Raw genomic sequence first — 19,328 nt, 5'->3', positions numbered from 1 at the left:
AATCAGATGCGATAGCCGCCTCTACAACGGCGGCTATAAATGACGTGCAAAAATACTTATTTACCGAATTTTTTACGGAATTTATCCACACGTCCGGAGGTATCGACTACCCGTTGCTTGCCGGTATAAAAAGGGTGGCAAGACGAGCAAACCTCTATATGCAAGTCTTTTGACAGGACCGAACCTGTTTCGAAAGTATTACCGCAGCCGCAAGTGACAGTAATCTGTTTATATTCAGGATGAATTTCTGGTTTCATATTGCTCACATACCCGTTTGGGCTACATCATAATAGAGAACTGCTTATGATACGACCTACTCCATTTAACTGCAATAAAAAACTACAGCCGCGCCTATTCCGCTACCTTAGCTTTCAACCCATCATCAACGTTAATAGCCTTTTTTCTGATCACTAAAACCACTAGAATGATTGCCGGAATGCCAATTAATGACGCATATATAAAAAATCCAGCGTATCCATAACCGGACACAATCGCACCGGAAAACCCGCCAATCAACTTTGCGGGCAGCGTCATCAACGAGCTAAACAAGGCATATTGTGTAGCCGTATAAGTGCTATTGGTTAAACTGGATAAATAGGCAATAAATACCGACGCGGCAATACCGCCACATAGATTATCGGCGCTGACCACGGCGGCCAACAAATACAAATTCGGCTGAACAACGGCCAAGACCGCGAATAACAGATTCGTCAACGCTACAATGATCGCGCCCAATAACAACGGCCGCATAATGCCATAACGCAAAACAAATACCCCACCCAACGAGGTGCCGAGTATGGTCATGAAAAAACCGAACACCTTAGTGACATCGGCGATTTCTTTTTTCGTAAACCCCAAATCCAGATAAAACGGATTCGCCATCACCCCCATCGCAATATCGCTCATTTTATACAGCGCGATCAAAGCCAGTATCAAAAAACCGGCACGGCCATTACGCTGAAAAAACTCGACAAAAGGACTGATGACCGCATCGGCGAACCATCTAAGCAATCCGGTTATCGGCCCGGCATCGGGCTCAATATTGAAGGTTTGCCCCACATTCTTTTCAATGGTTTGGGTAAACTGATCGACATCATGCCTAGGCTCGTCAATCAGCAACGTCGAAATAATCCCTATCAACATTAAACCTGCCATCACCTGATAGGCGATTTGCCAATTGATGAATTCGGCTATGTATAAGGCCCCGGCCCCGGCTACCAGCAAGGCCAAGCGATAGCCAAACACATACATGGCCGCCATCGCCCCTTGAAATTTCACGGCAACGACTTCGATACGATAGGCATCGATAACGATGTCCTGGGTCGCGGAACAAAATGCCACCCAAACGGACAACCAGGCCAATTGTTGCAGATGTGTAGCAACAGGCATTTGACTCATGCCCCATAAACCAGCGGCGATACCAAACTGCGAGAGCAGCATCCAGCCGCGCCGCCTACCAAAAACCCGGGTAATAAAAGGTAGCGGCAAACGGTCGACAACCGGTGCCCAAAATACCTTGATGGAATAAGCGACACCAACCAGACTGAAATAGCCGATGACGGACAGACTGACACTCTCATCCGCCAACCAGGCAGACAAGGTCGAAGAAACCAATATAAAAGGAAGACCGGCGGAAAAACCCAGAAAAATCATACCCAGAACTGCTGGCTGGGTATAAACGGAGAAAGCGTGGCGCCAACTTTGCTTAGCTTTTGCCAAACGCTTCCTCCCTTTATCGATTACGAAGATCTAAAAAACAGCAACTTAACCATTAATTAGATAATGCGTCGCGATGCTGGCCGCGTAGCCCGCCGCAATCACGGGGGTCCATTTTAAATGGCTGAAAAAGGTATATTTATGATTGGATTGCCCCATCAACGCCACACCGGCGGCCGATCCGACGGAGAACAACGAACCACCCACGCCGGCAGTCAGCGTCACCAGCAACCATTGATACAAATCCATATCCAGATGCATATTCAACACGGCGAACATCACCGGGATATTGTCAACCACCGCCGAGATCAAACCCACCAGAATATTGGCGGTTGTTGCTCCCAAGCCATCGTACATGCCAGCCGACAACAATTCGAGATAACCGATATAACCCAGACCGCCCACGGCGAATACCACGCCGAAGAAGAACAGCAAAGTATCCCATTCGGCCTCTTTGACTTTATTGAAAATATCAAAACGACTACCTTCAACACTGTAGCGCACTTTCAAGCTATAGCCATATAACATCAATACCGACAAGCCCAACATCATGCCCATGAAAGGCGGCAAATGCAGAAACTGTTTAAAACTGACCGCCGACATGATGGTTAACAAGAACAAACCACAAACCTGAAGCGCTCCAGGCTTAAGCTCCACCGCGGCTTCGTTGGTGGCTTGAGGCCGTTCATCCGGTATTGCCTGCCACATGAAAAACGCCGGCACTACATAATTGACAATTGATGGAATAAACAGCTTGAAGAAGTCGAAGAACTCCGCATAACCAGCCTGCCAAACCATCAGCGTCGTAATGTCGCCAAACGGACAAAACGCGCCACCGGCATTGGCGGCAATCACCAGATTGACAAAGCCTATGGACACGAACTTTTCATTATCGGCGCCCACGGCCAAAACCACCGCCCCTACTAATAATGCAGAGGTCAGATTATCCGCAACGGCCGACAAAAAGAAGGTAATAATACCGGTGATCCAGAACAGTTGTTTGTAACCAAACTGTTTTCTGATCATCCAGGAGCGTAAGGCTTCGAATACATTTCGTTCAGCCATCGCGTTGATGTAAGTCATAGCCACCAACAAGAACAGCATTAGTTCGGCATATTCTTTTAAATCATGCTCGAACGCCTTATGCAACTCTTCCCCGGGTACGCCGGCTTCCTGAGCCAAAATAGCCACATGCGCCCAGATGACTGCCGCGGCAAAAATGACCGGCTTGGATTTACGTAGATGCGTAAACTCCTCCGCCATCACAAAACCATAGGCGACTATGAAAATCAAAACGGTATAAATCCCCCGCTCCGTTCCGGTTAGCCCCAGATTTTTAAATTCTTCGGCCATGGCTATTTCCGGCAAAAATAGCAAGCCGGCCAAAATCAACAGTAAGCGCAACAAGATAACCCCCTTTACCCTCTAAGTTTTAGTCATTATTAACAGTGGAAAAATCAACTGGGCATGTTATCACCATACAATATTCTTTGTCATTTAATGCCTGTCGGTATATTATTTCCTGCCTTGTCATACTTGTCTGCAAAGCAAAAAGCACTTCTAAATGTATCAATATAACGAGCAAGATCAAACGCTTATTGAAGAGCGCGTCACTCAGTTCCGGGGACAAACGCAGCGTTTTCTGAATGGCGAACTCGGCCCCGACGAGTTCAGATCTCTACGTCTGATGAACGGTCTTTACGTTCAGACTCACGCCCCCATGTTACGGGTGGCGGTACCCTATGGACTGCTCGCATCCAAGCAACTTCGGATGTTAGCCAAGGTCGCTCGCGATTATGACAAGGGTTACTGCCACTTCACGACCCGCCAAAACGTTCAATACAACTGGCCCGCGCTGGAAACAGTGCCCGATCTGCTTTCCGAGCTGGCCACCGTACAGATGCACGCTATTCAAACCAGCGGCAATTGTTTGCGCAACACCACATCGGACCATCTGGCAGGCATTTGTGTCGATGAAATCGAAGACCCCAGACCGTACTGTGAAATAATCCGCCAATGGACAACCTTACACCCTGAATTCGCCTTCCTGCCGCGCAAATTCAAAATAGCCGTCAGCGGCTCGGAGCATGATCGTGCCGCGGTCCAACTGCATGACATCGGTGTCTATCTGGTTAAAAACGCAAGCGGTGAAATCGGCTTTAGAGTATTGGCCGGCGGCGGCTTGGGCCGAACCCCCATCATTGGCCAGACGGTAAAACCCTTCCTGGAGAAAAAGCATTTACTGTCTTATTTGGAAGCGATACTGCGGGTTTACAATTTGCTTGGCAGGCGCGACAACAAATACAAAGCCCGGATCAAAATCCTGGTCAAGGAAACCGGCCTGGAGAAATTCACCGCGCTGGTGGAAGAAGAGTGGCTGCGCATCCGCGACAATATGCTACTAGATGAAGACCGCATTCAATCGATGAAAGCCCATTTCACGCCGCCGAATTACGATCCCTCCGCCGCGAGCGACACCAGCTTTGCCGGGCATTTGGCTGCCGACGAAAGTTTTAGCAAGTGGGTCAAATACAACACCGTGGAACATAAAGTAGCGGGCTATCGCGCGGTTTTTGTTTCCCTGAAAGCACCCGACTCACCTCCCGGCGACATTACGGCCGATCAATTGGATGCCTTGGCCGACATAGCCGATCAATACAGTTTCGGTGAAATTAGAAGCACCCATAGGCAAAACCTAGTATTGGCGGACATCAAATTCGCTGATCTTTACGCGCTTTGGCAAAAACTGGACGCATTAAAACTGGCAACGCCTAACATCGGCACGGTCACCGACATGATCTGCTGCCCGGGCCTGGATTTTTGCTCCCTGGCCAACGCAGGCTCAATCGGTATCGCCAAGGAAATCAATGCTGCCTTGGATGACATGGATTACATCCACGACATCGGCGACATCAAAATCAACATGTCCGGCTGCATGAACGGCTGCGCCCACCAAAGCGTCGGTCACATCGGTATTTTAGGTGTCGATAAAAAAGGCGAGGAATGGTATCAAATCACCCTGGGCGGCTCTTCCGAAAACGAAGCCGCCATCGGCGATCGTTTAGGCCCTTCGGTCGCCAAGGATCAAATCACATCCGCCATTACCAGTATTCTTGACGTTTATGTTCAACAACGCCTTGAAGACGAGGCCTTTTTGCAAACCGTCAATCGCGTCGGCCTCGAACCTTTTAGAGAAAAAGTCTATGCCAATCATTAAAAACCAGCAAATATCCGAAAACACATGGACATTTGTTGCCGATGAGAGTCCGTTAACCAGCGGCGATATCACAGTCTCGCTAAAACGCTGGACGGAAAACAAGGATCAATTGTTAGAACATGCCGGCGCGATCGGAGTCAGACTCGCCCCCAACGAATCGGTGGAACTGCTTGCCGACGACCTATCAAGCATCAGCCTAGTTGAACTGGAGTTTCCGGTATTTACCGATGGAAGAAGCTTTTCTCAAGCTCGCTTACTCCGAGACCGTTTTGGTTATCAAGGCGAAATCCGCGCGGTCGGAAACTTCCTGACAGACCAGGTATTTTATCTGCGGCGCGTCGGCGTCGATGCTTTTGATATCAATCAACCCAGAGATATTGAGCTAGCGCTGGCGGCATTAAACGATTTCTCGGTCAAATACCAAGCCTCCAGCAATTAAGGGCTTTTACTAGTCCTGCCATGACCTGTGTTGGGTTACGCTTTGCTAACCCAGCACACATTCCGCTAATATCCCCCCATCAATAAAGCACCACTCAATACATGCACAGCGGAAATGACATTTCCGACTATTTGACACCCGTTCGGCTAGCGGCGCAAAACAACACCTCTTGAGCCACAGGGCAATCGCTCTATGTAGCTTCTGTTCCGAAAATTAACTTGAAGCGATAGTTGTCGTTGAAACAAGCCCGCAGTTTACGGCGCGTCAAGCCATCCTTAATTGGACCGTTGTTCCTGAGCAGATTCAAGGCCATCCATCACATCAATACCAGATGATCATTTCTGGCTCGATTGGCGTCTTCGCCAAATTGCACATCCAGCACCCAGGGCCGTGAGTTTTCAATCGCCCAACGCTATCGGACACCCTTGGCAAAGCGCGGCAAATCGGTAAACAAACACAAGCTCGATCGAGGTTTTATCGCCGATGATGCACGTTGATTCCCCCCTTCTACCGCCCCTTGAAATCGCTTAGTCACTAAAATTGCCCATACGGTGCGCGCTCACTGGTCTGGCATTGTGCATTTTGTGGAATCTCGGATTACCAACAGCATTCCGGAAGGGATCATTAGCAAGGTTTAACTCGTCAAGCGGCGAACAACTGGGTATCGCAATATCAATCACTTCATCGTTAGGATTTTCTTCCTCCGCGGAATGCTGAAGTTTAGTTACCCCCTGTATTTTGCATAGCGCCACAAATTTTGTTGTTCGCTACTTGCCTAAAAGCTATTCTTCGGGAATAATAAAAACGAAACGTTTTATTTTTATTTTCCCGGGGCAGACGATGACAGCGGAAACGCCGAACAAACCCAAAGTGGGACGGCCGAAAGCCGGTACCGAAACCGAGCGCAACGACAGTTTGCTGGATCATGCTCTGGCACTGTTCATGCGCGAGGGTTATGCCAACACCAGCATTGCCAAGGTTGCCGCGGCGGCCGGAGTTTCCACCCGAACCATCTACGAGCGCTATAAAAACAAGGCCGAATTGATGTTGGCCTCGGTCGAGCGCCTGGTGGAATCCGATATTTCCCAATTGCAAAGTATCGAGAACCTAGCGCAAATGTCATGCCGCGACGGCTTGATCGCGCTTGGCGAAAACATGCTTGCAAAGGTCATGCAGCCCGACATGATCTCGTTCTACCGGATGGGCGTCGCCGAAGCGCTGCACTTTCCGAAACTGAGCGAACGGATGGAAACCACCGGACCCAAGCGCATTCAAAATGTGATTGCCGATTACCTGCGTCGACACGGCGCGGCGAACGGTTTGCCGGCACACGACGTCGAACGCGCGGCGGCCTTGTTTTTGGAAATGCTGTTTGCCGAACCGAGAAACAAAGCCTTGTTCGGTTGCCTGGAAGCGAACTGGGACGCTCGCGCCCATGTCTTATTTGTCGTTCAGGTGTTTTTAGACGGTGTCACCGCCCGGAGACTGTCGTGAAAGCGGCAATGTTGGCAATTCTGACCGGTAGCGGCGTTTTGGCCGGTTGCAGCGTGTTTCCCGACTACGTCAGGCCGGCGATCGACACCCCGGCGCAATGGCAAGCGCAACGGAAGGACGCCGGCGGCGCGACTGAATTCACCGATTGGTGGCGTCAATTCGACGACCTGGTATTGACGCGCTTGCAGCAGGCCGCCGAACAAGATAACCCGACGCTGGAGCAAGCCGTGGCCAGTATTGCCTCGGCGCGCGCCAGTCTGGCCGGCGCGGAAGCCGGGGGCATGCCCAGCTTGACCGGTAGCGGGGCTTTTAGCCGCTCCAAGGGCGGCGGCACGTCCGGGGCGAACTCGCAAACCGCTACCGGCAGTGGCACGGGCTTCAGTAGCGGCATTACCCAAATCCTGTCCGGCAGTCTGGATGCCAGTTGGGAGCTGGATTTATTCGGCAAATTCGCCTTCGGCCGGCAGGCCGAGCAAGCCCGCCTGACAGCTGCGGAATTGACTTGGCAGAATGCCAAGATCAGCTTGGCGGCGGAAGTGGCGAGCCAGTATGTCAGTTACCGGGCCTGCCAACTGACGGTGGCGGCCTATCAAAACGCGATCGCTTCGAAGCAAGATACCGCGCGCTTGACCGGCGTCCTGGCCGGCGCGGGTTTTTCGTCGCCGGCTGACGCGGTCTTGGCCGAGGCCAGCTTGCACGCCAGCGAATCCAGTCTGATCGCCCAACGCGTCGAGTGCGACAACACCGTCAAGGCCTTGGTGGCATTGACCGGTCTCGCCGAAGCCGATTTGCGCGCCTGGTTAGCAGCGGGCGGCGGCATACCGACACCCGCGCAATTTCAAGTGGATAGCGTGCCGGCCGACCTGCTGACCCAGCGTCCGGACTTGGCCGCCGACGAGCGCAAGCTGGCGGCGGCCAGCGCCGACATCGGCAACGCGGTCGCCAAGCGCTATCCCAGCGTCAGCCTGACCGGTTCGATCGGCAAGCGCAAAACCGAGACCACCGGCTTGACTCTGAGCAGCAACACCTGGTCGATCGGCCCGACCGTCACTTTGCCGATCTTCGACGGCGGCGAATTGCGCTCCAAGGTCGATAGCGCCGAAGCCGCTTATGCCAGCGCGTGGGCCAGTTACCGGAACGACATTCGCGCCGCGATCAAGGAAGTCGAACAAGCCTTGGTCAATCTGAACGGCGCCGAGCAACGGGAAATCGCCGAAGGCCGCAGCGCCGAGCAATATCGCCAGTATTTTCGGGCGGCCGAGATCAACTGGCGGGCCGGCGGTCTGAGTCTGCTGTCGCTGGAGGATGCGCGCGGCCAGATGATCGCGCAGGAAATCAGCCACATTACTCAACAACAAAATCGCGTGCAGTACTGGATCGCGCTTTACAAGGCGCTGGGCGGCGGTTGGCGCGCCCAGGATACGCAATTGAACGCCGGCACCCCATTGAGCGACGGCAACCGCCGAAGCGAGGAGCAACTATGAACATCATCGGGCGAAAGTTTACTTTACGAACTTGGCTGGTCGGCGTGACCCTGACTGGCCTCGGCATCGGTTTGCTGGTATTCGCCGGTAAACCGGCGCCGGCGGCTGTTGCCGTTAAATCCAAGGCGGTGCTGGCGGTCGAAACGGTAGCGCCGACCCGACAGGATTGGCCGGTGACGATCAAGGTCAACGGCGCGGTAGCGGCCTGGCAGGAAGCCAAAATCGGCGCCGAAATCGGCAGTTTGCGGATCAAGCAGATACTGGTCGACGTCGGCAGCCGGGTCAAACGCGGCCAGGATTTGGCGGTGTTGGCCGACGAAACCGTCGTTGCCGAACTGCACAAGCAACAAGCCAGCGTCGATAAAAGCCGGGCCAATCTGGCCAAGGCCCAGGCCGACGCCGCCCGCGCCCGCGAAATTGAAGACAGCGGGGCCTTGTCGTCGCAGAAAATCGACGAATATTTAATCGACGAACAAACCGCGCGCGCCGACCTGGCCTTGGCACAAGCGGAGTTGGAAAACCAGAGGATCCGCTTGAGCCAGACCCATATCGTCGCGCCGGACGACGGCGTCGTTTCGGCGCGTAGCGCCGGCTTGGGCGATGTCGTGGCGGCGGGGACCGAGTTGTTCCGGCTGGTGCGCCAGGGGCGGGTCGAGTGGCGGGCCGAGGTCAACGCCCAGCAGCTCGCGCAAATCCGCACCGGCCAAGCGGTGGCATTGAGCTTGCCGGACGGCGGCAGCGTGACCGGCACTGTGCGGATGACCGCGCCGACCGTGGACGACACCACCCGCAACGCGCTGGTTTACGTCGATATTCCCAACGCCGCGGTCAAGCCGGGTATGTATTTGCAAGGCAGCATCGCCGTCGGCGCGCAAGCGGCCTTGGTCGTGCCGCAGACCGCGTTAGTCTTGCGCGACGGTCGCGATTATTTGTTTGAAATCGTCGACTCTTCCGGCTCGGCCGCCCCCGGCGCCAAGTCGGTAATTCAACGTAGCGTCGTCACCGGCCGCCGGGTCGGCGATTGGGTGGAAATTCGCGAGGGCATCGCCAGCGATGCCAGTTTGGTTGCCGGCGGCGGGGCGTTTTTGAAGGATGGCGACATCGTCAGCGTAACGCCCAAGATCTGAACCGCGTCGAAGCAATCCACCCGGTAGAGCGCCCGCGGGAGCCTGCCAACGGCGGCTTTTCAACCACGATGCCGAACGCATCACCATTTATCAGCGCCCAAGCACCACATCGCGGTCTTGGGCGCGGGAGCAAAATCATGAACTTTTCCGCATGGGCCATCCGCAAGCCGGTACCCAGTCTATTGTTGTTCGCGGTGCTGTCCATCCTGGGCGGCATGGGCCTTAAGCAATTGGGCAAACAAAATTTTCCGGACATCGAAGTGCCGACCATCACCGTCGCCGCAACCTTGGAAGGCGCGGCGCCGGCGCAGTTGGAAACCGAAGTGGCGCGCAAGATCGAAGACAAAATCGCCGCGATCGGCGGCGTCGAGCACGTGCGGACCACGATCACCGACGGCTCGGTTTCGATCAAGGTCGAGTTCAACATCGACAAAAACTCCGAGGAGGCGCTGAATCAGGTGCGCAACGCGGTGGACGGCGCCCGCTCGGAATTGCCGTCGGCGATGGCCGCGCCGATTGTGTCCAAGACCACTACGGCCGGCGGCGCGATTCTGACCTACGTGGTCAGCGCCGAAAACATGGACGAAGCGGCTTTGTCGTGGTTCATCGATAACGACATCAGCAAGCGGCTGTTGGCGGTGACCGGCGTCGGCAAGGTGACCCGCACCGGCGGCGTCGATCGCGAGGTGCACGTCGATCTGGACCCGGTGCGGATGGCGGGCTTGGGCGCGTTGGTCAGCGAGGTGGCGACGCAACTGAAAAAAGTACAGCAAGACGCGTCCGGCGGACGCGGCGACATCGGCGGCGGCGTGCAATCGGTACGCACCCTGGGACGAGTAGCGACAGCCGGCGAGCTGCGCAACCTGGATATTCCGCTGGCCAACGGCAGCCACATCAAACTGGACCAAATTGCCAGCGTTACCGACACCATCGCCGAACGTTCCACCTACGCGACCTTGGACGGCCGGCCGGTCATCGGTTTCGACATCGTCCGCAACAAAGGCACCAGCGAAGTGACCGTGGCCGAAGCGGTGCGCGCGGCGCTGGCCAAGTTTGCCGCCGCCAATCCGCAAGTGCGAATCCGCGAAGCCTTCGACACCGTTCAGCCGGTCGAAGACAACTTCACCGGCTCCATGCATTTGCTCTACGAAGGCGCTTTCCTGGCCGTCATTGTAGTCTGGTGGTTTTTGCGGGATTGGCGGGCGACGCTGGTTGCGGCGGTTGCCTTGCCCTTGTCCATTCTGCCGACTTTCGCGGCAATGTGGTATTTCGGCTTCAGCTTGAACATCATCTCGTTGCTGGCCCTGGCCTTGGTGGTGGGGATTTTGGTGGACGACGCCATCGTCGAAATCGAAAATATCGTCCGGCATTTACGGATGGGTAAGACGCCGCTGCAAGCGGCGATGGACGCCGCCGACGAAATCGGCTTCGCGGTGATCGCCACCACTTTTACGCTGGTGGCGGTGTTCTTGCCGACCGCGTTCATGGGCGGCGTAGCGGGCAAATTCTTTCGGCAATTTGGCGTGACCGCCGCAGCGGCGGTATTGGCCTCGTTGTTGGTGGCGCGTTTGCTGACGCCGATGATGGCGGCCTATCTGCTGAAGCCGCATCCGGAACGCGATAGCGGCGACAGCGCGATGATGCGCGCGTATCTGAAGGCGGTGGACTGGTGTCTGAGCCATCGCTTGGCGGTCGGCGTCGGCGTGGTGGTGTTCGTGGCCGGTTCGCTGAGTTTGATGCCCTTGTTGTCCACTGGCTTCGTGCCGGCGGCGGACAATAGTCAAACCAAGGTGGCGTTGGAATTGCCGCCCGGCAGCACGCTGGCGCAAACCCGCCATATCGCCGCCGAAGCCGAACGCCGCTTGCGCGAATTGCCCGACGTCACCCAAGTGTTCGCGGCGGGCGGCGTCTCCAGTAGCGGCGGTGGCGGTGCGGATGCCGCGACCACCAACTACGAAGTGCGCAAGGCGACCTTGACCTTGAGTCTGCGCGACCGCGCCGAACGCCCGTATAAACAAGCGGCGGTCGAAGCGACGATACGCGAGAAACTGGCCGATCTGCCGGGCGTGCGGGTGGCCGTCGGTACCGGCGGCAGCGGCGAAAAACTGCAATTGACCCTGGCGAGCGACGATCCGCAATCCTTGCGCCGGGCCGCCGATGCGGTCGAGCTTGAGTTGCGCCAACTGCGCGGTCTCGGGAATATTACCTCCAGCGCCAGCCTGCAACGTCCGGAAATACAGATTACCCCGGATTTCGGCAAGGCCGCCGAATTGGGCGTCACGGTCGAGGCTTTGGCCGACGTGGTCAGGGTCGCCAGCTACGGCGATTACTCCAACGTGATGGCCAAGCTGAATCTGCCGCAACGGCAAATTCCGATTCGAGTCCGGCTGGCCGAGTCGGTGCGCCACAGCTTGGACGAAATCGGCCAACTGCGGGTGGCCGGACGCGGCGGCAGTGTGAGTTTGGCCACCCTGGCCGACATTCGTTTGGCCGGCGGCTTGCAGCAGATCGACAGGCTGGACCGGATGCGCAATACCACGTTCGACATCGAGTTGGGCGAGCGGGCGGTCGGCGACGTGTTGGCAGAGGCCATGCAATTGCCAACCCTGCAAAACCTGCCGGCCGGGGTGCGCACGATAGAATCGGGCGATGCGCAACGGATGAACGAGTTGTTCGGGAGTTTCGGCGGGGCGATGGCGATTGGCGTGTTGTGCATTTACCTGGTGTTGGTGCTGTTGTTCGGCGACTTCAGTCAGCCGGTGACGATACTCGGCGCGCTGCCCTTGTCGCTGGGCGGGGCCTTCTTGGCCTTGCTGATGACCGGCGGCAGTTTCGCGATGCCCAGCGTAATCGGGTTGTTGATGCTGATGGGCGTGGTCACCAAAAACTCGATACTGCTGGTCGAATACGCGATGATAGCCCGCCACGAGCGCGGCCTGAGCCAGCTGGACGCGGTGATCGACAGTTGCCGCAAGCGGGTGCAACCGATATTGATGACGACGATTGCGATGGGTGCCGGCATGCTGCCGATTGCGCTAGGCTTGGGCGCCGACCCGAGTTTTCGGGCGCCGATGGCGATTACCGTGATCGGCGGCTTGCTGACTTCGACCGCGCTGAGCCTGGTGGTGATTCCGGTGGCCTACACCGCTATCGACGACATTTTGAGTCTTGGCCGCCGTATCGTTGCTTGGGCTCGGTTTGGAAAAAGCGGCGGCGAGTGGCAACACAGCCTAGGGGAATAGGGCCATCTCGGTGCCATGAAAGCCGACTGTATCTTGGAATAACAAAGCCGATGCGTAGCGGGCGGGCCATGCTTATCTTAGCGCAGCCGGTTAGGCTTTGGCAGTGAATAGTTCTGACATAAACCAGCCTTGCCAAGCACCTTTGGACGGCAGAATTTTTGCCGACTACTGCCGAGGGTCAATGACATAATTTCAATTGTAAATAAACTCGGTTTGGGCGACCGTCAATTGCATTTAATTTCGCTCGAAAAATGCGCTGATTGCTAGTTTGTGGTTTTTGATTACAGGTTGCTACAGCTATCGGGCATAAAAAAACCGGCTGGCAGTGTTCACCGCCAGCCGGTTTTTCATAGTCGGCTACTTATTTTTCCAAATACTGACGCCTTTCAGTAAATTCAAAGCCTCATGCAGCGGATAGTCACGTACACCTTCGGTATCCGAATTATCGGTGCCGTCCACATCTTTCTCCTGACCGTCCTTATCGTCGATTTTTTCATTGTCATCCGACTTTTTCTCGGGCTTATTACCATTGGTCAGATGACCCGACAAATCGGCTTCCTTGATGGAGTCAATCTTGGCCTTTTCCAAGGCTTCCAACTTAACCCGCGCCAGGGAAACATCCGGCTCGATACCTTCCGCTTGGATGGATCGGCCCGAAGGCGTGAAATAGCGCGCGGTAGTCAATTTAACCGCCGCGCCATTGCTGGTCGGCAATATAGTCTGTACGGAGCCCTTGCCGAACGATTTCTCACCCATGATGATGGCACGCTTATGATCCTGCAATGCACCGGCGACGATTTCCGAAGCCGAGGCCGAACCACCGTTGATCAACACCACAATCGGCGCGCCGTTGATCACATCGTCCGGAGTTGCATTAAAGCGCATTTCGGAGTTTTTGATTCGTCCCTCGGTGTACACTATCAAGCCGGACTCAATAAAGGCATCGCTGACATCGACCGCCGCATTCAGCACGCCACCCGGATTATTCCGCAAATCCAGCACCACGCCTTTCAGCGGGCCTTCATTTTCTTTTTTCAATTCGGATATCGCTTCAAGCAGGCTTTCACCGGTTCCGGATTGGAAACTGCTGATCCTTAAATAACCGTAGTTTTTCTCCAACATCCGGCTTTTAACGCTTTTGACTTTGATGATGTCACGCGTCAGCTCGAACTTTAACGGCGCTTCGGCTCCTTCCCTAATAACCGTTAAGACGATTTGGCTGCCTGGCTCGCCGCGCATAAGTTTTACCGCTTCAGCCAGTGTCATGCCTTTCACGGGTTTATCATCCAGGCGCACAATCAAATCGCCGGCCTTGATACCCGCTTTTTGCGCCGGCGTATCGTCAATAGGCGAAACGACTTTGACAAAACCATTTTCCATCCCCACTTCGATACCCAAGCCGCCGAATTGGCCCGTAGTGCCTTCCTGTAATTCTTTATATTCTTCGCTGGCCAGATAGGCGGAATGAGGGTCCAAACCGGACAACATGCCTCGAATCGCATCTTCCAACAATTTTTTATCGGAAACCTGCTCGACATAATCCTGCTTGATGCGTCCAAAGATTTCGGTAAATGTCCTCAGCTCATCAAACGGCAGGGTTTGTACCTCTTCGGCGGACGGAGTAACGGGCGACTCTTTCTGAGCAACCACGCTACTACATACGCTGACCGTGGCGCCCAGAATAAACCCGACCAAAAGAATCAAAATATTTGTTTTTTTCCGCATCTGTTTTAAAACTCCAACAACCTGTTTCCTATTAAAATTAACCCTTTCCCGGCTTGCGACACCATTTTTCGGGATTTACCGCCTTACCTTTCTGACGTATACCAAAATAAAGCGCCGCGCTGGAACGACCGCCGCTACGCCCTACCGATGCCACGGTTTCACCCGCTCTAACGTGATCACCCACGCTTTTATGCAAATTCTGGTTAAAAGCATATAGACTCATATAGCCTTTCCCATGATCGACAATGATCATCAAACCGTATCCGCGCAGCCAATCGGCATAGACTACACGCCCAGCCGCCACCGCATGAATGTCGGCCCCTTCACGCGCTCCAATCACCGTTCCATCCCAAGTGGTTTCAAAGCGCCGGCTACCGAAACGTTCGACAATCGCCCCCTGAACAGGCCAAGGCAATTGGCCCTGCAACTCGGCAAAGGCTTTTCCGGGCAGAACAACCGGTTGACGCTCCTCGGTTTTATTGGATTGAGCTTGCTCCGCCCGTTGCTTGAGAATGGGTGGTTTTTTTTCAACTACCGGTTCGGGTGGAGGTGATTCTGGTGCATTATCATCAGTTTTAGGCAATGACGCCACCAAGGCTTCCAGTTTTTTCTCGTCATGGATCAAACTGACCAACTGTTCCTGTTTTGATGCATAGTTGCGACTGACTTCGGTCAACAATTTTTCGCGCTGATCTCTAAGCGCCTGCAATGCATCGGTTTCCTGCTGTTTCTTATCCAGCGCCACTTGCAACAATTGCGATTCGGTATCTTTTTGCGCTTCCAACTGCCGCAAGGTTTTAATATCGCTTTCTATCGCCGCCAACTTTTGCACGCGAGCCTTGCCGATGTAATCATAGTAAATCAGCATGCGGCCCGACAGGGCAGGATCTCGCTGATTCAATAGCACGTTCAAGCCTTCCTTGTCGCCGATGGCATAAGCCGACTTGACTAAACCCTCGAGCCCACGCCGCTGGGTTTGTACATCTTTCTGGGTAACGGCTACTTTATTTCTTACTTCCTCTAGCGCCTGCTCTTGCTGCTTGATTTCAGACTTGATCTGATTCAATGCGTTGATTTGTTCACCGTATTGCTTCTCCAATCGCCTCAACTGCTCAATCTCGGTGGATTTTTCGGCCGCCAGCATTTTAACGTCCGCGCCTACCCGCTGGATCCTGGTCTGTATGTCGGACAATTCACGCTGTCTAGCGACATCGGCCTCGGCCAACAAGACAGGGCTGACACCGGCGCAAATAAGCCAAAAACAAACTCTCGCTTTCATTATTGCCCGCTCAAGAACCGATCCATCATTGCCGACGAATAATGTTGCGCGCCTAAAATCGCTAATATGATAGGCGCCAAATCCCCCGGATTCCCACCGGACAGTAGCGACTTGCCGTCACCAACATTGACCAGGGCGACAAGACTCATCGTGCGCGCGGTATTTGCCGACCACTGATTTCATCGGTCATTTGCTCGATATTGCCGTAATCGACGATCAATAACACCAAGGGTTTCGGTCGATTCCCCATTGTTTAGTAACTCCAAACGTTGCGTGGATTCTGTTGCCGGCGTCCAGCGGATTCAGCCGACATATTGCTTCAATGCCGGATCGAACCCCAGCTATTGAACATTGGCGCTCACTCTGTTAGATTTGCTAGCCTTTTGCAGCAACTCAAGCGCTAAGTTCGCTGATTTAGCCATCATTATACAGCAGGCGTATACTGACGTAGCGTGAAAAACGCGCTAATGAGGGCACATTGAAAATCTTATGACGACCCCTATGGAAGACATCGACGATCACATACTCTACGACGACCACGATATTAATCGCGCCTCTCGCTGCCTAAAAGCCATGTCACACCCTTTACGCCTTAAGATACTTTGCGTGCTTGGCGATAAATCGATCAGCGTCCAGGACATCGTCGACCAGGTTGGCACCAGTCAAAGCAACATATCACAACATTTGGCCATATTAAGAGACAAGGGTATCCTCGATTTCAAGAAGGATGCCAATCGAGTTTTTTATTATATCGATGATAAGCGCGTGATAAATCTGATCGAAATGATGCGCAAGGTTTTTTGCGAAACCTAACCTTATTCCTCCAATCAACCACTTCAAATCCGCGATGGACCAATATATTGAATTTATTTCCAACCATTATCTGCTTTCATTTTCGCTGGTCTGCGTTATTTTTCTGCTGATCCAGGATTTAGTCTCTAATTCATTCAACGGTTACGAAAGTATTTCACCACTGATTGCCGTAACCAAAATGAACAACGATAAAACCGTGGTGATCGACGTCAGAGAACCGAATGAATTTCTAAAAAGCCACATCGAGAATGCCATCAACATTCCGCTGGGCAAAATAGAGGAAAAATTGCCCTCCCTGGAAAAGTACAAAAGCCAGCCGATTATCGTCGTTTGCCAAACCGGCGCCCGTTCGGTACCGGCATGCAAAACCCTGACCAAAGCGGAGTTCGGCCAAGTATTCAACATGCTGGGCGGCATGCAATCCTGGGAAGAAAACAAACTACCGATCAAAATCAGCAATAAAACCAACAACTAACATCAACCAACCTGGCACTGAATCATGGCAGAAACCACCACAGCCGGCGAAAAGCAATTCGCCATCCAGAAGATCTATACCAAGGATATTTCTTTTGAAACCCCTAACTCACCTAAAGTGTTTACCTTAAAATGGGAACCGGCACTTGACCTGAATCTGGGCACTCATGTCGAAAACCTTGAAAATTCGATGTACGAAGTATCGCTGACCATCACGGTCACCGTAAAAATAGCCGATACCACTGCCTACCTGGTTGAAATCAATCAGGCCGGCATCTTTACCATCGCAGGCTTTAACGAACAGGAAATGGGGCCGATGCTAGGCAGTTTTTGCCCTAACGTTTTGTTTCCCTATGCTCGAGAAGCCATATCCGACCTCGTCAACAAGGGCGGATTTCCTCAATTAATTTTGGCCCCGGTCAACTTTGATGCCCTGTATATGCAACATTTACAACAGAGCCAACAAAACTCCGAAGCAAAAACATTAAATTGAGTAATCCATGCCCCCATCCCTTAGCGTACTGGGCGCCGGCTCCTGGGGCACCGCCCTGGCTATTCAATCTGCTCGAAATGGTTGCAACACCATGTTATGGGGGCATAGCTGGCAAAGCATAAGCGCACTGAAGCTGGCCGGCGAAAATCAACGCTACCTTCCGGGGACTCCGTTCCCCGACAATCTTAGTGTAACCGCCGACCTAAAAGAGTGCGTACAATTTAGCGGCCTGATACTGATTTCGGTACCCAGCCATGCCTTCAGAACCACGCTGCAAAATATTAAACCTTTTTTAGGGCCACAACCGCAAATCGCCTGGGCAACCAAGGGCTTTGACAGCGACAGCGGCGCGCTATTAAGCAATGTGGTTATGGAGGTACTCGGTAAAAATGTATTAACCGCCGCGCTTTCCGGCCCCACTTTTGCCAAGGAAGTCGCCGATGGCCTACCCACGGCCATCACAGTAGCCTCCGCCTCCCATCAATTTGCAGCTCAAGTTGCCGCCATCTTCCATAACCATCGCTTTAGAACCTACACCAGCAACGACATCATCGGCGTGCAGGCCGGCGGTGCCTGCAAGAATGTTCTGGCTATAGCCGCCGGCATAGCCGATGGCTTGGGCTTTGGCGCCAATACTCGGGCGGCTCTAATCACTCGCGGCCTAACTGAAATCATGCGCCTGGGAATCAAATTAGGCGGCCAACCCGACACCTTCATGGGCTTGGCGGGCTTAGGCGATTTGATTTTGACTTGTACCGACAATCAATCAAGAAACCGGAGATTCGGCCTAGCATTAGGTCAAGGGAAAAGCCGAGCACAAGCAATCCAGGAAATCGATCAATCCGTCGAAGGCATATCGGCCGCGCGCGAAGCCCACCTTCTCGCGCAAAAACACCACATCGAAATGCCGATCACCGAACAAGTCTACAACGTGCTATTTCATGATCTCGACCCCAAATTAGCCGTGCAAAACCTGCTTACAAGGGATCAAAAGCCTGAAATCTAAAATTGATTGGGCTTTTCGCTCCTAACACGTCAAGAATAAATCCCGCGAACTCCTCGCCTCAAAACACCTGCCCGCATCCCACTATTACCGATAACTCGGCATATTGCCCGAGCGACTTAGTCATATTCAACATCAATAAAATATATTAAGCATCTGATAAAAATAAACTTTATTTTTTTGTCCGGCGAAACCCTTTCATTATGAACAAATAACCCGTAAGTCATTGTAGAAAAAGAAAGAATTTAATCAGAATCTCACTTGACTAAGCTTCTATTGAAAACTATAGTGGTGCAAAAATGATGTAAAGTGGTTAAAAAGGGATTTTTTCGATTAGTTGAGGCTCATCTTGTTTCGAGGCATAAGTTCAATCAATTTGGATGCGAAAGGGCGCATTGCGATTCCTACCCGCTATCGGGAGGAGTTACAGGAATGCTGCGAGCGTCAATTGGTTGTAACGGTTGCCGTTGATGATAAATGCGTCGGTGAACCCGGCTGCCTATGGCTTTACCCATTACCGGAATGGGAAAAACTCGAGCAAACCATCAGCAAGCTGCCTACCCTCAACAAAATGGCCGGCAAACTTCGCCGTTTTGTGATCGGCAATGCCACGGAATGCGAAATGGACACCCAGGGCCGCTTGTTGCTTCCGGAAAAATTGCGCGCATTTGCAGCCATGGATAAGCATATTTTTCTGGTGGGCCAGTTAAATAAATTTGAAATATGGAGCGACAGCGCCTGGCAGGCAAAAGAACAAGAATGGCTGGACGGCAGCGACACTGAGGGCCTTGAAGAGCTCGGCGCTTTGTCATTTTGACAACC

Annotated in this window: 17 protein-coding genes and 1 pseudogene; 12 read left to right on the top strand and 6 right to left on the bottom strand. The window is 53.4% G+C overall.

The window, feature by feature from the left end:
* Positions 1–56: 56 nt before the first annotated feature.
* The 3 genes from rpmE to nhaD form a co-directional block, all read right to left on the bottom strand.
* Entirely contained in the window at positions 57–257 is a 201-nt protein-coding gene (gene rpmE / locus IVG45_RS17000; protein WP_196434982.1) for a 50S ribosomal protein L31, read from the bottom strand.
* A gap of 94 nt (positions 258–351) precedes the next feature.
* Positions 352–1,719: an AmpG family muropeptide MFS transporter gene (locus IVG45_RS16995; RefSeq protein WP_230874625.1), complete on the bottom strand. Its 1,368-nt coding sequence runs from the start codon at positions 1,717–1,719 to the stop codon at positions 352–354.
* Between the two features lie 45 nt (positions 1,720–1,764).
* A complete protein-coding gene (gene nhaD / locus IVG45_RS16990) occupies positions 1,765–3,069 on the bottom strand; it encodes a sodium:proton antiporter NhaD (RefSeq protein WP_442923359.1) in 1,305 nt (434 codons plus the stop codon).
* Between the two features lie 211 nt (positions 3,070–3,280).
* On the opposite strand from nhaD, the gene IVG45_RS16985 reads away from it, so the two are divergent.
* The 7 genes and pseudogenes from IVG45_RS16985 (at position 3,281) to IVG45_RS16960 (ending at position 12,719) form a co-directional block, all read left to right on the top strand.
* Positions 3,281–4,933, top strand: a complete 1,653-nt coding sequence (locus IVG45_RS16985; RefSeq protein WP_196434980.1) for a nitrite/sulfite reductase — start codon at positions 3,281–3,283, stop codon at positions 4,931–4,933.
* Complete coding sequence (locus tag IVG45_RS16980) at positions 4,920–5,372, top strand: DUF934 domain-containing protein (protein WP_196434979.1); 453 nt, start codon at positions 4,920–4,922, stop codon at positions 5,370–5,372. Before IVG45_RS16985 ends, IVG45_RS16980 begins: the two co-directional genes overlap by 14 nt.
* A gap of 542 nt (positions 5,373–5,914) precedes the next feature.
* Positions 5,915–6,118, top strand: a pseudogene (locus tag IVG45_RS22705) (transposase); the annotation flags it as partial.
* Positions 6,119–6,212: 94 nt separating this feature from the next.
* A complete protein-coding gene (locus IVG45_RS16975) occupies positions 6,213–6,866 on the top strand; it encodes a TetR/AcrR family transcriptional regulator (protein WP_196434978.1) in 654 nt (217 codons plus the stop codon).
* The gene (locus tag IVG45_RS16970) at positions 6,863–8,350 is read left to right on the top strand and encodes an efflux transporter outer membrane subunit (RefSeq protein WP_196434977.1); all 1,488 of its coding nucleotides are present in this window, start codon (positions 6,863–6,865) and stop codon (positions 8,348–8,350) included. The genes IVG45_RS16975 and IVG45_RS16970 overlap by 4 nt, the downstream gene beginning before the upstream one ends.
* Positions 8,347–9,477: an efflux RND transporter periplasmic adaptor subunit gene (locus IVG45_RS16965; protein WP_196434976.1), complete on the top strand. Its 1,131-nt coding sequence runs from the start codon at positions 8,347–8,349 to the stop codon at positions 9,475–9,477. The genes IVG45_RS16970 and IVG45_RS16965 overlap by 4 nt, the downstream gene beginning before the upstream one ends.
* Positions 9,478–9,614: 137 nt before the next feature.
* Positions 9,615–12,719, top strand: coding sequence for an efflux RND transporter permease subunit (locus IVG45_RS16960; protein WP_196434975.1), 3,105 nt, complete (start codon positions 9,615–9,617; stop codon positions 12,717–12,719).
* 357 nt (positions 12,720–13,076) lie between these two features.
* On the opposite strand, the gene IVG45_RS16955 is transcribed toward IVG45_RS16960, so the two are convergent.
* From IVG45_RS16955 to IVG45_RS16945, 3 genes are read right to left on the bottom strand one after another with little or no spacing between them, the layout of a single operon-like run.
* On the bottom strand, positions 13,077–14,444 hold the full coding sequence (locus IVG45_RS16955; RefSeq protein ID WP_196434974.1) for a S41 family peptidase: 1,368 nt from the start codon (positions 14,442–14,444) through the stop codon (positions 13,077–13,079).
* A 37-nt stretch (positions 14,445–14,481) separates the two neighbouring features.
* Complete coding sequence (locus tag IVG45_RS16950) at positions 14,482–15,723, bottom strand: murein hydrolase activator EnvC family protein (protein WP_196434973.1); 1,242 nt, start codon at positions 15,721–15,723, stop codon at positions 14,482–14,484.
* On the bottom strand, positions 15,723–15,872 hold the full coding sequence (locus IVG45_RS16945) for a hypothetical protein (RefSeq protein ID WP_196434972.1): 150 nt from the start codon (positions 15,870–15,872) through the stop codon (positions 15,723–15,725). Before IVG45_RS16945 ends, IVG45_RS16950 begins: the two co-directional genes overlap by 1 nt.
* A 352-nt stretch (positions 15,873–16,224) precedes the next feature.
* Between IVG45_RS16945 and IVG45_RS16940 the strand changes: the two genes are divergently transcribed.
* The 5 genes from IVG45_RS16940 (at position 16,225) to mraZ (ending at position 19,323) form a co-directional block, all read left to right on the top strand.
* Complete coding sequence (locus IVG45_RS16940) at positions 16,225–16,536, top strand: ArsR/SmtB family transcription factor (protein ID WP_196438066.1); 312 nt, start codon at positions 16,225–16,227, stop codon at positions 16,534–16,536.
* Between the two features lie 34 nt (positions 16,537–16,570).
* The gene (locus tag IVG45_RS16935; protein WP_196434971.1) at positions 16,571–17,011 is read left to right on the top strand and encodes a rhodanese-like domain-containing protein; all 441 of its coding nucleotides are present in this window, start codon (positions 16,571–16,573) and stop codon (positions 17,009–17,011) included.
* Between the two features lie 24 nt (positions 17,012–17,035).
* The gene (gene secB / locus IVG45_RS16930) at positions 17,036–17,503 is read left to right on the top strand and encodes a protein-export chaperone SecB (RefSeq protein WP_196434970.1); all 468 of its coding nucleotides are present in this window, start codon (positions 17,036–17,038) and stop codon (positions 17,501–17,503) included.
* A 7-nt stretch (positions 17,504–17,510) separates the two neighbouring features.
* Positions 17,511–18,509, top strand: coding sequence for an NAD(P)H-dependent glycerol-3-phosphate dehydrogenase (locus IVG45_RS16925; RefSeq protein WP_196434969.1), 999 nt, complete (start codon positions 17,511–17,513; stop codon positions 18,507–18,509).
* 346 nt (positions 18,510–18,855) lie between these two features.
* Entirely contained in the window at positions 18,856–19,323 is a 468-nt protein-coding gene (gene mraZ, locus IVG45_RS16920; RefSeq protein WP_196434968.1) for a division/cell wall cluster transcriptional repressor MraZ, read from the top strand.
* Positions 19,324–19,328: the final 5 nt, after the last annotated feature.

This window comes from Methylomonas sp. LL1, from assembly GCF_015711015.1.
Taxonomy (GTDB): Bacteria; Pseudomonadota; Gammaproteobacteria; order Methylococcales; family Methylomonadaceae; genus Methylomonas.
Note: the sequence above shows the minus strand (reverse complement) of the source record. Positions and strands in the feature narration are given on the sequence as shown.

What these genes read in the sequence shown, in the direction of transcription:
- IVG45_RS16955 (WP_196434974.1), bottom strand. Translation starts at nt 14,444, where the DNA reads ATGCGGAAAAAAACAAATATTTTGATTCTTTTGGTCGGGTTTATTCTG.
- IVG45_RS16980 (WP_196434979.1), top strand. Translation starts at nt 4,920, where the DNA reads ATGCCAATCATTAAAAACCAGCAAATATCCGAAAACACATGGACATTT.
- IVG45_RS16935 (WP_196434971.1), top strand. Translation starts at nt 16,571, where the DNA reads ATGGACCAATATATTGAATTTATTTCCAACCATTATCTGCTTTCATTT.
- IVG45_RS16925 (WP_196434969.1), top strand. Translation starts at nt 17,511, where the DNA reads ATGCCCCCATCCCTTAGCGTACTGGGCGCCGGCTCCTGGGGCACCGCC.
- IVG45_RS16940 (WP_196438066.1), top strand. Translation starts at nt 16,225, where the DNA reads ATGGAAGACATCGACGATCACATACTCTACGACGACCACGATATTAAT.
- IVG45_RS16950 (WP_196434973.1), bottom strand. Translation starts at nt 15,723, where the DNA reads ATGAAAGCGAGAGTTTGTTTTTGGCTTATTTGCGCCGGTGTCAGCCCT.
- secB (WP_196434970.1), top strand. Translation starts at nt 17,036, where the DNA reads ATGGCAGAAACCACCACAGCCGGCGAAAAGCAATTCGCCATCCAGAAG.
- IVG45_RS16945 (WP_196434972.1), bottom strand. Translation starts at nt 15,872, where the DNA reads ATGAGTCTTGTCGCCCTGGTCAATGTTGGTGACGGCAAGTCGCTACTG.
- IVG45_RS16965 (WP_196434976.1), top strand. Translation starts at nt 8,347, where the DNA reads ATGAACATCATCGGGCGAAAGTTTACTTTACGAACTTGGCTGGTCGGC.
- IVG45_RS16975 (WP_196434978.1), top strand. Translation starts at nt 6,213, where the DNA reads ATGACAGCGGAAACGCCGAACAAACCCAAAGTGGGACGGCCGAAAGCC.
- rpmE (WP_196434982.1), bottom strand. Translation starts at nt 257, where the DNA reads ATGAAACCAGAAATTCATCCTGAATATAAACAGATTACTGTCACTTGC.
- IVG45_RS16960 (WP_196434975.1), top strand. Translation starts at nt 9,615, where the DNA reads ATGAACTTTTCCGCATGGGCCATCCGCAAGCCGGTACCCAGTCTATTG.
- nhaD (WP_442923359.1), bottom strand. Translation starts at nt 3,069, where the DNA reads ATGGCCGAAGAATTTAAAAATCTGGGGCTAACCGGAACGGAGCGGGGG.
- IVG45_RS16985 (WP_196434980.1), top strand. Translation starts at nt 3,281, where the DNA reads ATGTATCAATATAACGAGCAAGATCAAACGCTTATTGAAGAGCGCGTC.